The sequence below is a fragment of the Brevundimonas sp. genome, from assembly GCF_041911375.1.
Classification (GTDB): Bacteria; Pseudomonadota; Alphaproteobacteria; order Caulobacterales; family Caulobacteraceae; genus Brevundimonas.
Genome location: NZ_JAYRPA010000022.1, coordinates 57,922 through 73,623, shown reverse-complemented (window position 1 = coordinate 73,623; position 15,702 = coordinate 57,922). Strand labels below are relative to the sequence as shown.

The 15,702-nt window shown below is 68.9% G+C and carries 14 protein-coding genes; all 14 read left to right on the top strand.

Translation table 11 applies throughout. The features are described from left to right. The first annotated feature begins 9 nt into the window (after nucleotides 1–9). The 14 genes from ACE3PU_RS04500 (at nucleotide 10) to ACE3PU_RS04435 (ending at nucleotide 15,694) form a co-directional block, all read left to right on the top strand. Nucleotides 10–1,641 (top strand): hypothetical protein, encoded by a 1,632-nt coding sequence (locus tag ACE3PU_RS04500; RefSeq protein WP_374387095.1) that lies wholly within the window; start codon nucleotides 10–12, stop codon nucleotides 1,639–1,641. Continuing rightward, on the top strand, nucleotides 1,638–2,060 hold the full coding sequence (locus tag ACE3PU_RS04495; protein WP_374387093.1) for a hypothetical protein: 423 nt from the start codon (nucleotides 1,638–1,640) through the stop codon (nucleotides 2,058–2,060). Before ACE3PU_RS04500 ends, ACE3PU_RS04495 begins: the two co-directional genes overlap by 4 nt. Beyond that, complete coding sequence (locus ACE3PU_RS04490; RefSeq protein ID WP_374387090.1) at nucleotides 2,057–2,368, top strand: hypothetical protein; 312 nt, start codon at nucleotides 2,057–2,059, stop codon at nucleotides 2,366–2,368. The genes ACE3PU_RS04495 and ACE3PU_RS04490 overlap by 4 nt, the downstream gene beginning before the upstream one ends. Continuing rightward, nucleotides 2,368–3,888 (top strand): portal protein, encoded by a 1,521-nt coding sequence (locus ACE3PU_RS04485; protein ID WP_374387088.1) that lies wholly within the window; start codon nucleotides 2,368–2,370, stop codon nucleotides 3,886–3,888. The genes ACE3PU_RS04490 and ACE3PU_RS04485 overlap by 1 nt, the downstream gene beginning before the upstream one ends. Continuing rightward, nucleotides 3,866–4,105, top strand: a complete 240-nt coding sequence (locus ACE3PU_RS04480) for a hypothetical protein (RefSeq protein ID WP_374387086.1) — start codon at nucleotides 3,866–3,868, stop codon at nucleotides 4,103–4,105. Before ACE3PU_RS04485 ends, ACE3PU_RS04480 begins: the two co-directional genes overlap by 23 nt. Before the next feature lie 58 nt (nucleotides 4,106–4,163). Next, nucleotides 4,164–4,901: a hypothetical protein gene (locus ACE3PU_RS04475; RefSeq protein ID WP_374387084.1), complete on the top strand. Its 738-nt coding sequence runs from the start codon at nucleotides 4,164–4,166 to the stop codon at nucleotides 4,899–4,901. Between the two features lie 15 nt (nucleotides 4,902–4,916). Beyond that, nucleotides 4,917–5,930 (top strand): major capsid protein, encoded by a 1,014-nt coding sequence (locus tag ACE3PU_RS04470; RefSeq protein ID WP_374387082.1) that lies wholly within the window; start codon nucleotides 4,917–4,919, stop codon nucleotides 5,928–5,930. A 12-nt stretch (nucleotides 5,931–5,942) separates the two neighbouring features. Beyond that, the gene (locus tag ACE3PU_RS04465) at nucleotides 5,943–6,386 is read left to right on the top strand and encodes a Bbp16 family capsid cement protein (protein ID WP_374387080.1); all 444 of its coding nucleotides are present in this window, start codon (nucleotides 5,943–5,945) and stop codon (nucleotides 6,384–6,386) included. 37 nt (nucleotides 6,387–6,423) lie between these two features. Next, nucleotides 6,424–6,753, top strand: coding sequence for a hypothetical protein (locus ACE3PU_RS04460; protein ID WP_374387078.1), 330 nt, complete (start codon nucleotides 6,424–6,426; stop codon nucleotides 6,751–6,753). Between the two features lie 93 nt (nucleotides 6,754–6,846). Beyond that, a complete protein-coding gene (locus ACE3PU_RS04455) occupies nucleotides 6,847–7,470 on the top strand; it encodes a hypothetical protein (RefSeq protein WP_374387076.1) in 624 nt (207 codons plus the stop codon). Continuing rightward, on the top strand, nucleotides 7,470–9,569 hold the full coding sequence (locus ACE3PU_RS04450) for a hypothetical protein (protein WP_374387074.1): 2,100 nt from the start codon (nucleotides 7,470–7,472) through the stop codon (nucleotides 9,567–9,569). Before ACE3PU_RS04455 ends, ACE3PU_RS04450 begins: the two co-directional genes overlap by 1 nt. Next, complete coding sequence (locus ACE3PU_RS04445) at nucleotides 9,569–10,045, top strand: hypothetical protein (protein ID WP_374387072.1); 477 nt, start codon at nucleotides 9,569–9,571, stop codon at nucleotides 10,043–10,045. The genes ACE3PU_RS04450 and ACE3PU_RS04445 overlap by 1 nt, the downstream gene beginning before the upstream one ends. Beyond that, a complete protein-coding gene (locus ACE3PU_RS04440) occupies nucleotides 10,045–11,685 on the top strand; it encodes a hypothetical protein (RefSeq protein WP_374387070.1) in 1,641 nt (546 codons plus the stop codon). Before ACE3PU_RS04445 ends, ACE3PU_RS04440 begins: the two co-directional genes overlap by 1 nt. Continuing rightward, on the top strand, nucleotides 11,675–15,694 hold the full coding sequence (locus tag ACE3PU_RS04435; protein ID WP_374387068.1) for a transglycosylase SLT domain-containing protein: 4,020 nt from the start codon (nucleotides 11,675–11,677) through the stop codon (nucleotides 15,692–15,694). Before ACE3PU_RS04440 ends, ACE3PU_RS04435 begins: the two co-directional genes overlap by 11 nt. The last annotated feature ends 8 nt before the right edge of the window (nucleotides 15,695–15,702 follow it).

The following is a 15,702-nucleotide window of genomic DNA, read 5'->3' as shown; positions in this document are numbered from 1 at the left end:
CTTCGCGGCATGGCCCGCAAGGCATCCACCGCCCCCAAGGAGCCGATCAGGTTCGAGCCTGACGGCCAAATCCTCTCCGCCTTCCTGATGTCGGACGCCGATTTCGACCTGATCCAGGGTCCGATCGGTTCCGGCAAGACGGACTGCGCGATCATGCGCCTGTTCCGGCACGCCAGCCAGCAGCCGCGCCAGCGTGACGGCAAGCGCCGCAGCCGCTTCGCCATCGTCCGGCAGACCTTCCCGGAACTGAAGACGACGACGATCCCGAGCTTCACCGGCCTGTTCCCGGAGGGCAACGAAGCCGAGGGCGGGTTCGGCGAGATGAGCTGGTCGCCGCCGTTCACCTATTACATGCGCCACGGCGACATCGAGGCGGACTTCATCTTCCTGGCCCTGGACAAGGACGAGGACGTGAAGAAGCTACGGTCGCTGCAGTTGACCGGCATCTACTTCAACGAGACGCAGTACATCAGCCTGTTGATGGTGACGGAGGGCCTGTCCCGCTGCGGTCGCTATCCGAAGGTCAAGGACGGCGGCTGCACCTGGTCCGGCGGCATCGCCGACATGAACGCGCCGGAGAGCCTGCACTGGGCGCCGATCATGTTCGGCAAGGCCCCGATGCCGGACTACTTCACGCCGGACGACGTACGCCGGCACAAGCGCCCGCCGGGCTGGAATCTGTTCGTTCAGCCCCCCGCCCTGCTGGTCCTGGACGAGGACATGAAGCTGTCGGGCGATCCGCGCCTGGCGCCGCTGAACCCCGGCGAAGAGGTCGAGTACTGCGTCAACCCGAAGGCCGAGAACCTGCGCTGGTTGCCGAAGGACTACTACCCGAAGAAGATCCACGGCGTGACGCGCCAGTGGATCGACGCCAACTGTCGCAACATCGCCGCGTCGATCATGCGCGGCAAGGCGGTGCACCCGCTGTTCCGCAGCGAGAACGAGCGCAACAGCCACGTCGCCTCGGGGCCGATTCCCTTCCGCACCGAGCTGGATCTGTATTGCGGGCTAGATTTCGGCCTCACCCCTGCGGCCGTCTTCTGCCAGACGGTGCGCGGCCGGGTGTTCGTGATCGCGGAGCTGTACGCCGAGGACGTGGGCGCGGTGACGTTCGCGCCCTTCGTCAAGGCCGAGATCATCCGCCGCTTCCCGGGGCTGGACCCCAGCCGCGTCAAGTTCTTTGGCGACCCCGGCGGCGACATTCGAGGGCAGGCCGAGGAGAAGACGGCCTTCGACATCTTCCGCCAGAACGGCATGCCGGTGATGCGCGCGCCGGGCGCCAACCGCTTCCTGGGCAAGGGCGGGCGCAAGGAGGTGATCGACAACCTGCTGCAGCGCCAGGTCGACGGCTATCAGGCGTTCCTGGTCGGCAACGACTGCCGGATGATCGTGCAGGGGCTGGGCGGCGGGTATCAGTTCAAGGTCACGAACACCTCGGCCGGCAAGTTCACCTCGAGCGACATCGTCAAGAACGCCTACAGCCACCCGTGCGAGGCGCTGGGCTACGCCTGCCTTGGCATGGGCGAAGGGGCGGAACTGCTGTTCGGCGGCGTCCAGGATCGCAAGCCGGTCGAGACGAAGGTCAAGGCGCGGGTGTTCGACCGCGGGCCGCGGCATAGCCTGTTCCGGAGGCGCGCGTGACTGGAGACCAGCCGACGCCGGGATGCCCTGCCGGATGGTATGTCGCCTTCTTCGACGGCGACCGGCCGAAATGGTGGTGGCGGCTGTGCCGGCCCGGGTTCCGTCATGTCTGCGCGTTCGGCTTCGCGGCCGAGGAATGCGTTTGGCTGGTCTATGACGTGACGCTCAAGCGCACCTTCGTGCACGCGCTGTCGCCGGTCGCGTTCGATCGCTGGTACGCCGCCCTGCCCGCGCACAGGACGGTCCTGCACTACCTGCCGGAAAAAGCCGACCCGCCGGCGTGGCGGTTCGGCTTTTGGTGCACCATCGCGGTCGCCCATCTGCTGGCGCTGCGGACCCGTGCGTTGAGGCCCCAGGCGCTTTACGCCGATCTGATCGCTCACGGCGCACGTCCAGCGTTCGAGAGCGAGGCCGCATGAGGACCCCCAAAGTCACCCTGCCGAAGGAAGATCCGGCCGTCACCGCCGCGCGTCAGCGGGAAGAGGCGCGCGTCGAGGCGGCGCGCACGGAAGAAACCCAGGCGCTGCTGACCGGCGCCACCGTGCGCCGTCTGCGCCGGTTCGGCCGTGTCAGCAGCGGCAGTGGCGGCTCGGTGCCGATCTATCGCCCGCCCTCGACCGGCGGCAGCAGCGGCGGAGGGATGCCGACCAGCGGCGGAAGCGTGTCGTCCGGCGGCAGCTTCGGCGGCTCGGGTAACGCTGGGCGGGACCTGGCGGTTCTCTACTGATGGCCGGCGGCGACATCATCCGCCGGATCCAGGCGGCGAAGGAAGACCGGACCCGTCACGAGTGGTGGATCAACGAGACCCTGCGCCTGGCGCTCCCGACCTATCGGCGTGTCAGCGAGACGCTGGACCCTGAGCAGCGCGCCGAAGAGCAGGACGATCAGTTCGACAACGAGCTGGAGATCGTGGCCGAGGATTTCGCCTCGGACATGATCTCGACCTTCACGCCGCAGCATGAGCGCTGGGTTCGGTTCGAGCCGGTCCAGACGCTGACCGAGGGTCAGCGCCGCGAGATCGGCCCGCTGCTGAAGGCGTATGAGGATGCGATCTTCGCGGAGATCGAGCGGTCGAACTATTACGACGCCGCCCAGGAGTGTTTCGCCTTCTGGGGCGTGTCGGCGATGGCCGTCGCCGTGTCCGACATGGGGCCGCTGAACCCGCTGCATTTCCAGCCGATCGAGATTCCCGACCTGCTGATGGAGCGCGGCCCTGACGGCAGCGTGACCGGCAAGTGGCGCGAGCTGTCGCTGACGGCGATCGAACAGCACTTCCTCTGGGGCGCGAACTTCCCGGCGCAGTTCCCGATGCCGAACGGCGGATCGGGCAAGCGCAAGGAGGTCGTGTACGAAGGGTGCGACCGCGATTGGTCGATGCCGGGAACGGAGCGCTGGAACTATCGCATCATCGTCGGCAACAAGGAACGGCTCAAGCTGACCTTCGACGGCGCCGGTTCCGCGCCGATCATCGCCTGCCGGTTCCGCCAGCAGGCCGATTCCGCCTGGGGGCCGGGCCCGTTCAAGAAGGCGACGCCGCGCGCTCGCGTGCTGGACGAGCTGGGCTATCTGAACCTGAAGGGGCTGGGCCGGTCGATCGATCCGCCGTTCTCCTATGAGGAGGACGGTCTGGCGAACTTCGACGGCGGCATGGAGCCCGGCAAGGGCTTCGCGCGCGCGCCGAACAGCAAGGCGCCCGAGGCCTTCCTGCCGGACGTTCGGTTCGACGCGTCGTTCTTCGCCGCGGACGAGATGCGCAAGGGCATCAAGCGGTCGTGCTATCAGGACCGGCCCGAGCAGCCGGGCGATACGCCGCCGACTCTGGGTCAGTGGATGGACGAGAAGGCGTGGAACACGCGCCGCAAGGAACTGCCGCGTGATCGCTGCGTCCGTGAATGGGTGCTGCCGATCATCGAGCGCGTGGCCTGGATCCTGCAGCAGCGCGCCGCCCTGCCGGAACTGAAGCTGAAGGGCGGAACCGTCGTCAGCGTGCGGCCGATCAGCCCCTTGTCCAAGGCGAAGGATCTGGAGGACATCAGCATCACCGGGCAGGTGCTGAGCATGGCGCGCGGCATCGGCGAGGCCCTGCAGGTCGGCGTGCCGATCGACCCAAAGGCCACGATGGAAGCGCTGATCGACACGGCGAAGGAGCGGCACATCCGCATGAAGCCGGACGAGCAGATCGCGATGGAGATGGCGGCCGAGGCCGCAGCCCAGGGAGGCATGGATGGCGGCGCGGAAATGGGCTGATCTTCGCCCACACAACGGCGTCGTCGAGGCCGGCGACGAAGACATGCCGGAGCGCGTCGTTCAGCGCCTGTGCATCGGTCGTGATGGACAGCTATTCCTGGCCTGGCTGAAGGAGCAGGCGCGCGCGCCGCAACCCGGCGCTACGGACGCCATGCTGCGCGAGGCCGAGGGCCGCCGCCAGTTCATCGACAGGCTGGTGGACTGGGCGGAGTCCTAGTCGGCTTTCATTTCCCTGTGCGTTGAGACGATGACGCCCGCGCCGCACGGTCGGCGTCATGACGGAACCCGCCGCCAATTCTGAACCCGCCGCGACCGAAGCGCCGCAGACCGCCGTGCCCGTCACGCCGGACGCGAGCCTGATCGCCGCCCCCGCCCCTGAAGCCGCATCCGCGCCCGCTGCTCCCGCCGCGCCGTCGCGGCCCGAGGGCCTGCCGGACGCCTATTGGGACGAAGCGAACGGCGTCAAGCCGGAAGCCTACGCCCGTTTGGCGGAGCTGGAAGCCGCCGAAGCGGCCCGGGCCGAGGGCGTGCCGGAGAAGGCCGAGGACTACAGGCTGGAGCCGACCGAACCCGTGCTGGGTGAGGACGGCAAGCCGGTGGCCCTGGACACCTCCGACCCGCTGGCCCAGGCCGCGCTGGGCGTGTTCGTCAAGCACAAGCTGCCGCAGGCGGCTGTTTCCGACCTGATGCAGGCCTTCGTGCAGTCCGAGATCGAGGGCGCCAAGGCGGTCGCGGCCGAGCAGTCCGAACGGCGCGCGGCCGAGATCAAGAAGCTGGGCGCGACGGAGGATGCGGTGAAGACCCGCACGGCCGCCGTGCACGGTCAGTTGGTGGGCGCTCTGGGCGCGGAACACGCCGAGGCGATCCGGTCGGTGATGACCAACGCCTCCGCCTTCCTGGCGCTGGAAGCGCTCGTTTCGAAACTTCAGGGACCGGCGATCACCGCCGCCCCGCTCGCCGGCAAGGTCGATCCCGACCACGCCTCCATTCTCTACCCGTCGTCGGTCAACTAAGGGGCGTCACGACACATGGCTGTTCTCGGCAATACCTTCCTGAACCTGCTGGATGTTCACCGCGGCACCGAACCGGGCGCCGTGCTGGAGATCCTGTCCCAAACCGCTGCGATCGCGCAGGACGCCTTCATCGGCGAAGCGAACCGCGGCACCTATCACGAACACTCGATCCGCACCGGCCTGCCTTCGGTCGCGTGGGGCGCCCTCTATCAGGGCATCCCGCAGTCGAAGGGCCACACGCAGGTCGTCAAGGACACGACCGGCTTCGTCGAGGCCCTGTCGTCCATCGACGAGCGCCTGCTGCAGATCGAGCCCGAGAAGGCCGGTCAGGTCCGTCTCGCCGAAGCGTCGGGCTTCCTGGAAGCCATGTCGCAGGAGTGGGAGAGCGGCGTCTTCTACCATGACACCGCCACCGCGCCCGAGAAGTTCAAGGGCCTGTCGGCGCGCTACAACAGCACCGCCAACCCGAACGTGGTTTCGGCCGGCGGCTCGGGCTCGGACAACACTTCCGTGTGGTTCGTGACCTGGGGCGAGTCGTTCACCAGCCTGATCCACCCGAAGGGCACCCCTGGCGGCATCGTCCGCGAGGACAAGGGCTCGCAGCGGATCACGGACGCCAGCGGCAATCCGTACTACGTCAAGGAAGAGCTGTTCCGCCTGCACACCGGCGTGTCGGTCGGCGACTGGCGCTACAACGCCCGCGTCTGCAACATCGACGTGTCCGATCTGGCCGCCGGCAACGTCGACATCTACCGCCAGCTGACGAAGGCGTACTATCGCCTGCAGGGGCGGAAGGTCGCGCGTCCGGGCAACCAGATCATGGGCGGCAAGCCCGCCCCGCGGACGGTCATGTACTGCAACCGCAACGTCCTGGAAGCTCTGGACGTGATCGCCACCAACAAGGGCGCCTCGGACAACTTCGTCCGTCTGCGTCCGATGGAGGTCGAGGGTCAGGAAGTCCTGACCTGGCGCGGCATCCCCATCCGGGAAACCGACGCCCTCCTGAACACCGAAGCCGCCGTCTCGTAAGGAGCCGCACAGATGATCTTCGACGCTCAAACCCGGTTCTCGAACGCCCAGGCCGTCACCTCGACGGCCGCCTCGACGAACACCATCGACCTGCTGGCGGCCGGTATTCCCTACGGCGCCTCGGCCGCTGTGGCGCGCGACCAAGGGGTGTTCGGCATTCCGCTGCACATCCAGGTCGTCGAGTCCTTCGCGACCCTGACCAGCCTGACCGTGTCGGTGCAGACCGACGACAACGACGCCTTCTCCTCGGCCACCACGGTGATCGCCACCCAGGCGATCCCGGCCGCGGACCTGACGGCGGGCTACGTCTTCAACATCGGCGAGATCCCGCTGAAGACCCGCGAACGCTACCTGCGCCTGAACTATACCGTCGCCGGCTCGAGCGCCACGGCGGGCAAGATCACCGCCGGCATCGTCGCGGCTTCGCAGCGCAACCCGCTGAGCGCCGCGAGCTGATCTGATGCCGAAGTACGCAGCATCCGAACCCGTTTTCGTGAATGGCGCCGTGATCGGGGCCGGATGCGAGTTCGAATCCGACGCCGTTCCGGGTCGGGCCTGGCTTCCTCGCGACAAGGACGCCAAGGCGGCGATCCGGGCGCGCGAGGAAGCGGCTCGAGCCAAGCTTGAACCGGCTCCGGTCGAGGCCGATCCGCGCGTCGCCGAGCTGGAGGCCAAGCTGGCGGAAGCCGACGAACTGGCCAAGCTGCGCGACGATGAGAACGCCGCGCTGAAGGCCAGAGCCGAAGCCGCCGAGGCCGCGCTGGCGAAGTTCGACGGCGACCAGGACGGCAAGCCCGGCGGCTCCAAGCCCAAGGCCGACTAACTCTCCTCCTCCGTGCTGTGACCTAGGCCCCGCTTCGGCGGGGTCTTTTTTGCCGTGCGTTGAGCGCGGCCAGCCCTCCCGCAATCTGGCGTCATGCCCGCCTACGCCACCCCGATCGAGGTCGTTCAAGCGGCGTTGCACCGCATCGGCGAGGAGGAAATCTCCACGCTGGACGAGGACAGCAGCGCCGCGCGCGTCGCCGCGTCGAACTATGAGGGCATTGTTCGATCGGTCTTCGCCCGGCACGCCTGGACCTTCGCCCGCAAGACGCTGGACCTGACCTATCAGGAAGAGGTCGAGCTTGGGCCGTGGCGTCATGCCTGGGTCTGGGATTCGGAAGTCCAGAACATCAGCGCCGTGTACGTCGAGGGGCGTCGTCTCCGCGCCGGCGACTACGCCGTGCAGGACGGGCGACTGCTGACCCGTTGCCGGTTCGAGAACGAGACGGTTCAGATCCTGGCGACGGTTCGCGCCGAAGAGTCCGATTGGCCGGGCGATGTCAGCGAGGCCGTGGTCGTGCGGATGCAGGCGCTGTTCCTGGAGGCGCTGTGCGACAAGCCGCAGGATGCGCGCCTGCTGAAGCGGGACGCGGAAGCCCTTCTGCGCGACGCCATCATCCGGGACAAGCGCCAGGAACCGGGCCTTGAGGCCGAGTTTGTGCCGCTGGCGGAGGCGTGGACCGGCCGCGGCTATCGTCGGAGCCGGGCGCCCGGCTGATGGCCCGCTCCTTCCCGTTCATCACAAGCCTGGCCGCCGGGGAACTGGCGGAAGAGTTCACGCTGCGGACCGACCTGCAGGTGCGCAACGAAGGCGCGCTGCGGTTCCGGAACGCCCTGCTGCTGGCCGGCGGCGGGTTTCGTCGGCGCTGGGGCACGGCCCATGTGACGGACCTGCCGGGCCTGTCGCGGCTGGAAACCTATGGCGTCGGCGAGGGGGACGAGCGACTGCTGGTCTTTTCGGCCGGACGCATGGAGGTGCGCGAACTGGACGGCACGTTCGTCCAGTCGGTCACGGGCGCGCCGTGGGCGGACGATGATCTGTTCATCATGCAGGTGGCGATTGAAGACGGAAAGATCGTCGTCTGCAGCAACGCCTTCCAGCCGCAGCTGCTGACCCTGAGCGCCGGCACGTGGTCGCTGGGCGCGCTGACCTTCGCCGATGGCCTGAACGGATCGAAGCTGCAGCCCTACTGGCGGTTCGCGGAGCGTGGCGTCACCCTGTCGCCGAGCGGCTACAGCGGGTCGATCACCCTGGGGACCAGCGCCGCGTTCTTCACGGCCGATCACGTCGGGGTGCGGGTGCGCTATACCGGCATCGAGGTCGAGATCACGGCCGTGACCGATGCGGTGACGGCCACAGGCACGGTGATCGGATCGCTGTACCCCACGGTCACAGTCACGGTCGCCTCGTCCGCCGGCTTCGTCGTCGGTCAAGAGGTCCAGGGCGAGGACAGCCAAATCCGCGGCGTCGTGTCGGCGGTGCCCAGCGGCACGACGGTTCGGGTGCAGCTGATCGACGGCTACACCTATCCCGACGCGACCGAGGCCCTGATCGGCCCGACCGCGAAGTCCGACATCAGCGCGGTCGTCGCCTATTCGACGCCTGCCCCGACGACGGATTGGGACGAGGCGATGATCTCGACCGCGCGCGGCTGGCCTTCGGCGTGCGCCCTGCACCGCAATCGGCTGCTGATCGGCGGCTTCCCCCAGGCGCAAAGCGCGATGGCGGCGAGCGCGACAGGCGACATCACCGACTTCAGCACCGGCTCCGGTCTGGAGACGGACGCCATTCTGGAGCGGGTCGGGCGCGAGAGCAGCCTTGGCCTGCGCCACTTCGGATCGACCGAGCAGCTGCTGCTGTTCACCGAGGGTGGCGTCTATTACGTGCCGGAGCAGGTCGCGGCGCCGCTGTCGCCGACCAATTACGAGATCCTGAAGATCGGCCCCGAGTCCGCCAGCACGCCGCAGCCGCTGCTGGTGAGCGAGGGCATGATGTTCGTCGAGCGGGATTCCGGACGGCTGATGATCTGCCTTCCGACCGGCAACGTGCGCCGGTCGTGGGATGTCGCTGATCTGTCCGAACTGGCCTACCACCTGATGGGCACGCCGGCCGAGAGCGAGCTTCTGGCGGCCGGGACGGAGAGTGACCGGATCGTGACGCTGTTGCGGTCGGACGGGAAGATCGCCGCCCTCACCTATCGCCGCGCCGCGACCTTCAGCGCCTGGGGCCTGTGGTCCACGACGGGGGCCTGGCGCAGTCTCGTCGCCGTCAGCGGCGACCTGTTCGCTGTGTCGGAGCGGGAGATCGACGGCGAGACCGCCTATCGCCTGGAGCGGTTCTCGCCGACCTGCTGGGCGGACGGGATGATTTCGCTGCCTTCGCTGGACACCGCCGTGCCGGAGTATGCCGGTCATACCGTGGGCGTCTGGGACGGGGCTTCCAAGCTGGGCGAGTTCGCAGTGGACGACGACGGCCTGCTGGTCGGCGTGGACGACAGCTTTTCCGCAGTTCAGGTCGGGCTCGATTTCCCGGTGACGGTCGAGACGATGCCGCCGGTCGACGGGGAGCGCGGCCTGCGGCCGAACTACAAGATCACCCGCGTCGATGTCGATTGCATCGGCAGCGTCGGATTCAAGGGCAATGGCCGCGACCCGTCCGGCTGGTCCGGCGCCACGATCGGCGGCGCGGTCGAGCCGCAGACGGGTGTGCGTCGATTCCGGCCGCTGGGCCGGTCCAAATACCCGACTTTCACCATCACCCAGGACGTGGGCGGGCCGCTGGAAATCCGCACGATCACCATGGAGGTCACGAGCTGATGGGTACCGCCGCCGCCATCGGCGCAACTGCGCTGAGCGCCACGTCCTCGATCATGTCCGGTCGCGCGCAGGCGAGGCAACTGGGCATGGAGGCCGCGCTGAACGAGCGCCAGGCCAAGGACGTGGACCTGCAGGGGAAGCAGATGAGCGAGGTCCGTCGCGAGCAACTGCGCGCCGGTCTCGCCTCCGTGCAGGCGCTGTTCGCCCAGCAGAACCGCAATCTCGACAGCCCGACCGCCGTCGCTATCGAGCGAGAGCTGCGGAAGCAGTCCGTGCGCGACGAGGGCGCCGAGCGGCTGGGCTTCATGAACCAGGCCTACGCCCTGCGAACCAGCGCCTATTCCAAGCGGCGCGCCGCGAGCACGGCGAACACGCTGGGCTACATCAATGCGGCCGGCAGCATCATGCAGGGATACAGCGACATTCAGGCGAGCATGGCTTCCGGCGCCGCTAAAGCCGGCGCAGGAGGCGGCTGATGGCGACCGGATCGAACATCCAGCCCCGCCGCGACGTGGGCGTGACGAACATCACGCCCGGCATCGACTTCCGCAACGGCGACGCCGAGGCGTGGGAAGCAGCCGGGCGCGTCGCGGATCGCCTGTGGGACGCCGCCAAGCCGAACCTGCTGATGCGGGCGAAGGCGCGCGGCGCAGAGATCGGCGACGAGATCGCGGCCGGCGAGCGTGAGTACAAGGCGCCGCGTCTGGTGCTGGGCGAGGTCGCCGCCGCGCGCGAGCAGGCCATCGTCACCGCCTATGACGCGCGCATCCGGTCGGACATCGACAATCGCGAGCGCGAGCTGCGTCAGCAGTTCCGGCTTGATCCGCAGGGGTATGAGGCCGCGTGGGGCGCCGCGCAGTCCGGCTTCATCCAGGCCGCGCCGCCTGAGTTCGCCGTGGCGGTCGAGACCTATGCCCGCACCCGCGGGCAGGACGGCCTGGGCGCCGTGTCCGCCGCACGCGTGGATGCGGATCAGCGCGAGGCGTCGCAGGCCCTGGGCGTCCGTATCGCCACGCTGGACGAGCGCCTGATCGCGCTTGCGTCCCGTCCCGGCGGATTGGAGAGCCCGGAATACGCCGAAGCGCTGAGCGAGCGCCAAGGGCTGCAGGACCAGCGGATGTCCAATCCCGCGATCCTGTATTCGGAGGCGCAGCGGGCCGTCGACGACGACAAGCTGGCGGACGGCGTGACGAGCGCCAACGTCACGCGGCTGGCGATCGAGCAGTACACCGCCGGCGGCAAGGGCCTGGCGGGCGTTGCCGCGGCGACGCGCTTCCTGAACGAGGAGGTGCTGCAGGGCGAGGCGTTCAGCGACCTGTCGCCGGATCGGCTTCAGCGCATCTATCGCGACGCTGTGAGCCAGGTTCGCGACTTCTCGGCCGTGGACCGTGAAGAGACGCGGCTGGAGGAGGCGCGCGAGCGCGAGGAACGCGCGGCGCGGCGTGAGCTGGTCGGCGACTATCGCCTGCGGATTCTGATGGGCGAGGCGACCGAGGACCAGATTCAGGCCGATGCGTCGCTGACCGACGCGGACAAGGCCGGGCTGATCGCCAGCGCGCGGGCGCAGGCGCGGCGCGCGGCGACCGAGGCGCGCACCGAAGTGACGTTGGGGCGCGTGGCGGCCTACAACGAACTGTCGACGCAGGCTTTCGCGGGCGGACTGACGAACGGCGAGATCGCCGACGCGCTGAACGCCGGCACGATCACCGGGACGCAGGCGAGCACGCTGCGCAGCCTGAACAACCGCACGATCAAGCCTATCGTGGATGATGTGCTGGCGCCGGTGCGTGACGCGACGCGCGGCCCGGGGCGCTCCGGACGGCCGAACGCCGAGAAGATGGCCGAGGCGGAACGGCACGCCGCGAACTGGGCCAGCGCCAATCCCGACAGCACGATCCAGGAGCGGGTCGAGTTCGGCCGGTTCATCGCGCAGACCGTGTTCGGCGGTGGGGCTTCGGGCGCCGGTCGTCCGCAGGGCGCGCAGGCCGCGGCGCAGGGGCGTCAGGCCGAACTTCGTGCGTTGGAAGCCGAGCGTGCGACGCGCCAACGTCAGGGCCGGGCCATGCCTCAGGCCGAGTACAACCGTCGCAGGAACGAGATCATCAATGGCGGATAGGGCCGAAATCGAAGCCTATGCCCGGCAGCGCGCGCAGCAGGCGGGGCTGAGCCCCGATCTGGTCGTCCGCCAGATCGAGCAGGAATCCGGCTTCAACCCGAGCGCCGTCTCTCCGGCCGGCGCGCGCGGCGTCATGCAATTGATGCCTGGCACCGCACGCGACCTGGGCGTGAACCCCGATGACTGGCGCCAGAACGTCGACGGCGGCGTTCGCTATCTGGCGCAGCAGGTGAAGGATTTCGGCGGCGACACGGAACTGGCGCTGGCGGCCTACAACGCCGGCCCGGGCAATGCCCGCGCGCGCGGCAAGAACTGGAGCCGATACGCGCCGGAGACGCGCAACTATGTGCGCAGCATCCTGGGCGGCGGCGGGTCCGGCACGGATTACCGCGTCGTGCGCAGCGAAGACTTGGCGCCGGAGGACACGCCCGAAAGCCTGAGGGCGCAGGGCTATGAGATCGACCCGACGACGAACACCTGGGCGCGGACGGTCGGGACCGAGGCGCCTCCCTTCCCTCTGTTCGAAGCCTATGCGCGTCGGCAGGAGGAGCGGGAAGGCCTGGCGCTGGATCAGGAGCAAGCCGAACTGGAGGCCGTCGCACAGCCGGTGCAGGCGGGGTTCGGCGTCACCGACGAAATGGCCGGCGCCGTGCTGGGCGACATCACCCGGGGGGTGTTCGTCGAGGGCGGGCAAGCCGCGCTGTCGGGCGTCAAGCGCGGCTTCAACGCGGCGATGGACCTGATCGACGAAACCGGCGACTTCATCGAGCGCTTCGTTCCCGGGACGATCGCCTGGGAAGGTCTGGACGGCGACGCCACGACCCCGTTCCGGCTTAGGCTGACGACGCAGAACGAGGCGCAGGCGCAGCAGGAGGGCGCGCAATACGGTCAACGGTCTTGGCTGCAACGCCTCGGCGCGGCGGCTGTCCGTGCGCCGACGAACGAAGAGGAGCGGCCAGAGACCGTGACCGGCCGCATGATCGAGGGCGTGACGCAGTTCGCCACCGGCTGGGCGGCCGGCGGATCGGCGCTGCGTGGCTGGCAGGCGGCTGGCCGCGCAGGTCAGATCGGCAAGGCGCTGGCGCAAGGCGCGCTGGCGGACTTCACCGCCTTCGACGGGCAGGAAGCCCGGCTGTCGAACTTGCTGGCGGAGAATGCGCCGGCCGCGCTCGCGCCTGCGTTCGACCTGCTGGCGGCGAAGGAAGACGACCCTGAACTTGTCGGGCGCCTGAAGAACGCGCTGGAGGGCGCGGCCCTGGGCGTTGCGACCGATCTGATTATCGGCGGCGTGCGTTCGCTGCGTCAGGTTCGTCAGGTGCGCGAGGCCGTGCGCGCGGATGCGGCGGCGAAGGGCTATCAGGTTCCGCCCGACATCCCGGAGGCTGAGGTCGCTGCGCTGGGTCAGGAAGCGCTTGACGAAGTGCGCGCGAAGCTGGGCAATCCGGCGGGGCCGCGGTTCACGACCAAGATCGACGCGGCAATGAGCCGGACAGCCGGAACGGCGCCCGCCGATCTGACCGCTTCCCAGGCCAATGTCTTCGACATCAACCTGGCGCGCATCGAGACGCCGGAGGACGTGCAGAGCGTCATCGTCGGCATGGCCGATCGGTTCGCCAAGGACGCCGATCTGGCGCGTCGTGCGACGCGTTCCTGGGAGCAGACGCGCGAGGCGGCCCAGGGCGTCGATTGGGTGCAGTCGATGGCCGCGCGTCGCCCGGGCGATGCGGTGAACGCCGAGACGGCGTTGGCCTACCGGCAGGCGCTGAACAGCTCGGCCGGCAAGCTGCTGGATCTGGCGCGCGAGGTGCAGGCGAACCCGACCGTCGCGAACCAGTACGCGTTCCGCCGCGCGACCGCCGCGCACTATGCGATCCAGAACGAACTGCTCGGCGCGCGCGCCGAGGCGGGCCGGGCGCTCAACGCCTTCAAGATTCCCGCGGGCACGCCGGCGAACAGCCTGCGCCAGATCGACGATATCCTGGCGGACGCGGGCGGCGCGAACAGCGCGCAGGAACTGGCGCGCAAGGTGCTGGACGCGGCTGAGAACGGCGACGCGGCGCTGAACGATCTGGTGCGTGGCGGCGCGCTGGCGCGATCGCGCGAGCTGGTGAAGCTGGTCTATACAAACAGCCTGTTGTCGGGCGTCGGCACGCCGATCATCAACGCCCTTGGCAACGGCGGCATGCTGCTGCTGAACGTCGCGTCGCGCGCCGTGTCGCCGCGCCTGGCGCGCGCGTTCGGCGGAGAGGGTTCGACGCAGATCGGCGAGGCCGCCGCGCTGGTGCACGGCTATCAGCAGGCGATCCGTGACGTGTTCCGCCTGAACCCGATGGAAGCGGCCGAGCGCATCGGCGCCAACGCCGGCGAAGCGTTGCGTCGGGACGGCATCTTCCGCGGCATGGCGCCGGGGCTGGACGAAGCCGCGCCTCCGGGCATCAGCCTGCGCGCCGAGCGCGAAGAGGCGGGTATGACGACCGGCCGGCCGCTGTCCGCGGCGGCGTGGCGCGTGTCGGAGGACTCGGTGCTGGGTCGCTTCCTCGACATCGGGCAGATGATCGTCGATGCGCCGTCCAACCTGAACGCCCTGACCGACGACTTCTTCAAGACCATCGCGGCGCGCGGCGAGTTGCACGCCCAGGCGTTCCGCCGCGTCGCGGCCGAGGGGCTTGATGGCGACGCGGCGCGGGCGCGGTTCGCCGCCCTGCTGGAGACGCCGGACGACGCCATGCTGGAGGCGGCCGAGCGGGAGATGCACGACCTGACGTTCACGCGTCAGACGCCGGGCGCCGCCCAGGCGTTCAGCGATCTTCGCCGCGCGATGGACAACAACCCCACGCCCCTGCCGATCGGCAGCATGACGCTGCCGTTCATCCGCACGCCGGCCAATCTGGTCAGCCTGGGCATGCGCTACTCGCCGCTGGCGCCGCTGTCTCGTCGCTTCCGTGACGCGATCCAGGCGGGCGGGGCCGAGGCGGAGACCGCCAAGGCGCAGATGGCGGTCGGCGCGGCCCTGTGGTCCGTGTGGATGGGCATGGCGATGGACGGGCAGATCACCGGCGCCGGACCCGGCAACCGCGGCCAGAAGGAAGCCATGCTGCGATCTGACGAGTTCGGCGGCAGCGTGTTCCAACCCTATAGCGTGCGCTTCGGCGACCGCTGGTACAGCTTCGAGCGCGCCGATCCGCTGGGCCAGGGCCTGGGCCTGATCGCCGACATGGCCGAGCTGCTCAAGAACAGCGACTGGGATTCGGACCAGAACGGCGAATGGGACGAGATCAGCGCGCACGCCATCATGGCGCTGGGTCAGGCGTTCTTCGACAAGACCATGCTGCGTTCGGCGACCGAGGCCACGAGCGCCCTGCTGGACGGGACGCAGGGTCAGGCCGAGCGGTTCCTGCAGCAGCGGGCAAGCGCCACCCTGCCCGGCTCGTCGCTTCTGCGCATGGTCCGGCGCGGCGAAGACCCGTATCTGCGCGAGACCGCGAGCGTGGTCGACGCGATCCGCAACACGACGCCCGGCTTCTCGGACGATCTGCCGGTGCAGCGCGATCTGTGGGGCAAGCCGCGCACCTATCAGACGGGCCTTGGCACGGTCTATGACGCCATCGTGCCGGTTCATACCAGGCGCGGCGGCGGTTCGGCGATCGATCTGGAGATCCTCAACAACGGCGTGTCGGTGACGATGCCGAACCGGTCGATCAGTGCGTTCGGCGAGAACATTAGCCTGAAGAACCGGCCCGACATCTACAGCGAGTTCGTGCGCCTGGCGGGCGAGCCGGCCTATGAGCAGCTGAACGCCGTGGTGACGGGGCAGCACGCCGACAGCGAATTCTATTTCAGCCTGTCGGACGGTCCGGACGGCGGCAAGGCCGACTACATCAAGGACGTGATCTCGGCCTATCGGCGCGACGCTCGGGCGCAGGTGATCGAGGAATATGCATCCGACCTGCAGCAGCTGGCGGCCACGCGGCAGATGCGGCGGGAGCAAGCGCGCGCGGACGCATACTGACCGTGCGT

Excerpts from the sequence above, each read along its gene's own strand:
- ACE3PU_RS04490 (WP_374387090.1), top strand. The coding sequence starts at position 2,057 with ATGAGGACCCCCAAAGTCACCCTGCCGAAGGAAGATCCGGCCGTCACC.
- ACE3PU_RS04450 (WP_374387074.1), top strand. The coding sequence starts at position 7,470 with ATGGCCCGCTCCTTCCCGTTCATCACAAGCCTGGCCGCCGGGGAACTG.
- ACE3PU_RS04435 (WP_374387068.1), top strand. The coding sequence starts at position 11,675 with ATGGCGGATAGGGCCGAAATCGAAGCCTATGCCCGGCAGCGCGCGCAG.
- ACE3PU_RS04480 (WP_374387086.1), top strand. The coding sequence starts at position 3,866 with ATGGCGGCGCGGAAATGGGCTGATCTTCGCCCACACAACGGCGTCGTC.
- ACE3PU_RS04475 (WP_374387084.1), top strand. The coding sequence starts at position 4,164 with ATGACGGAACCCGCCGCCAATTCTGAACCCGCCGCGACCGAAGCGCCG.
- ACE3PU_RS04445 (WP_374387072.1), top strand. The coding sequence starts at position 9,569 with ATGGGTACCGCCGCCGCCATCGGCGCAACTGCGCTGAGCGCCACGTCC.
- ACE3PU_RS04500 (WP_374387095.1), top strand. The coding sequence starts at position 10 with ATGGCCCGCAAGGCATCCACCGCCCCCAAGGAGCCGATCAGGTTCGAG.
- ACE3PU_RS04455 (WP_374387076.1), top strand. The coding sequence starts at position 6,847 with ATGCCCGCCTACGCCACCCCGATCGAGGTCGTTCAAGCGGCGTTGCAC.
- ACE3PU_RS04485 (WP_374387088.1), top strand. The coding sequence starts at position 2,368 with ATGGCCGGCGGCGACATCATCCGCCGGATCCAGGCGGCGAAGGAAGAC.
- ACE3PU_RS04465 (WP_374387080.1), top strand. The coding sequence starts at position 5,943 with ATGATCTTCGACGCTCAAACCCGGTTCTCGAACGCCCAGGCCGTCACC.
- ACE3PU_RS04440 (WP_374387070.1), top strand. The coding sequence starts at position 10,045 with ATGGCGACCGGATCGAACATCCAGCCCCGCCGCGACGTGGGCGTGACG.
- ACE3PU_RS04470 (WP_374387082.1), top strand. The coding sequence starts at position 4,917 with ATGGCTGTTCTCGGCAATACCTTCCTGAACCTGCTGGATGTTCACCGC.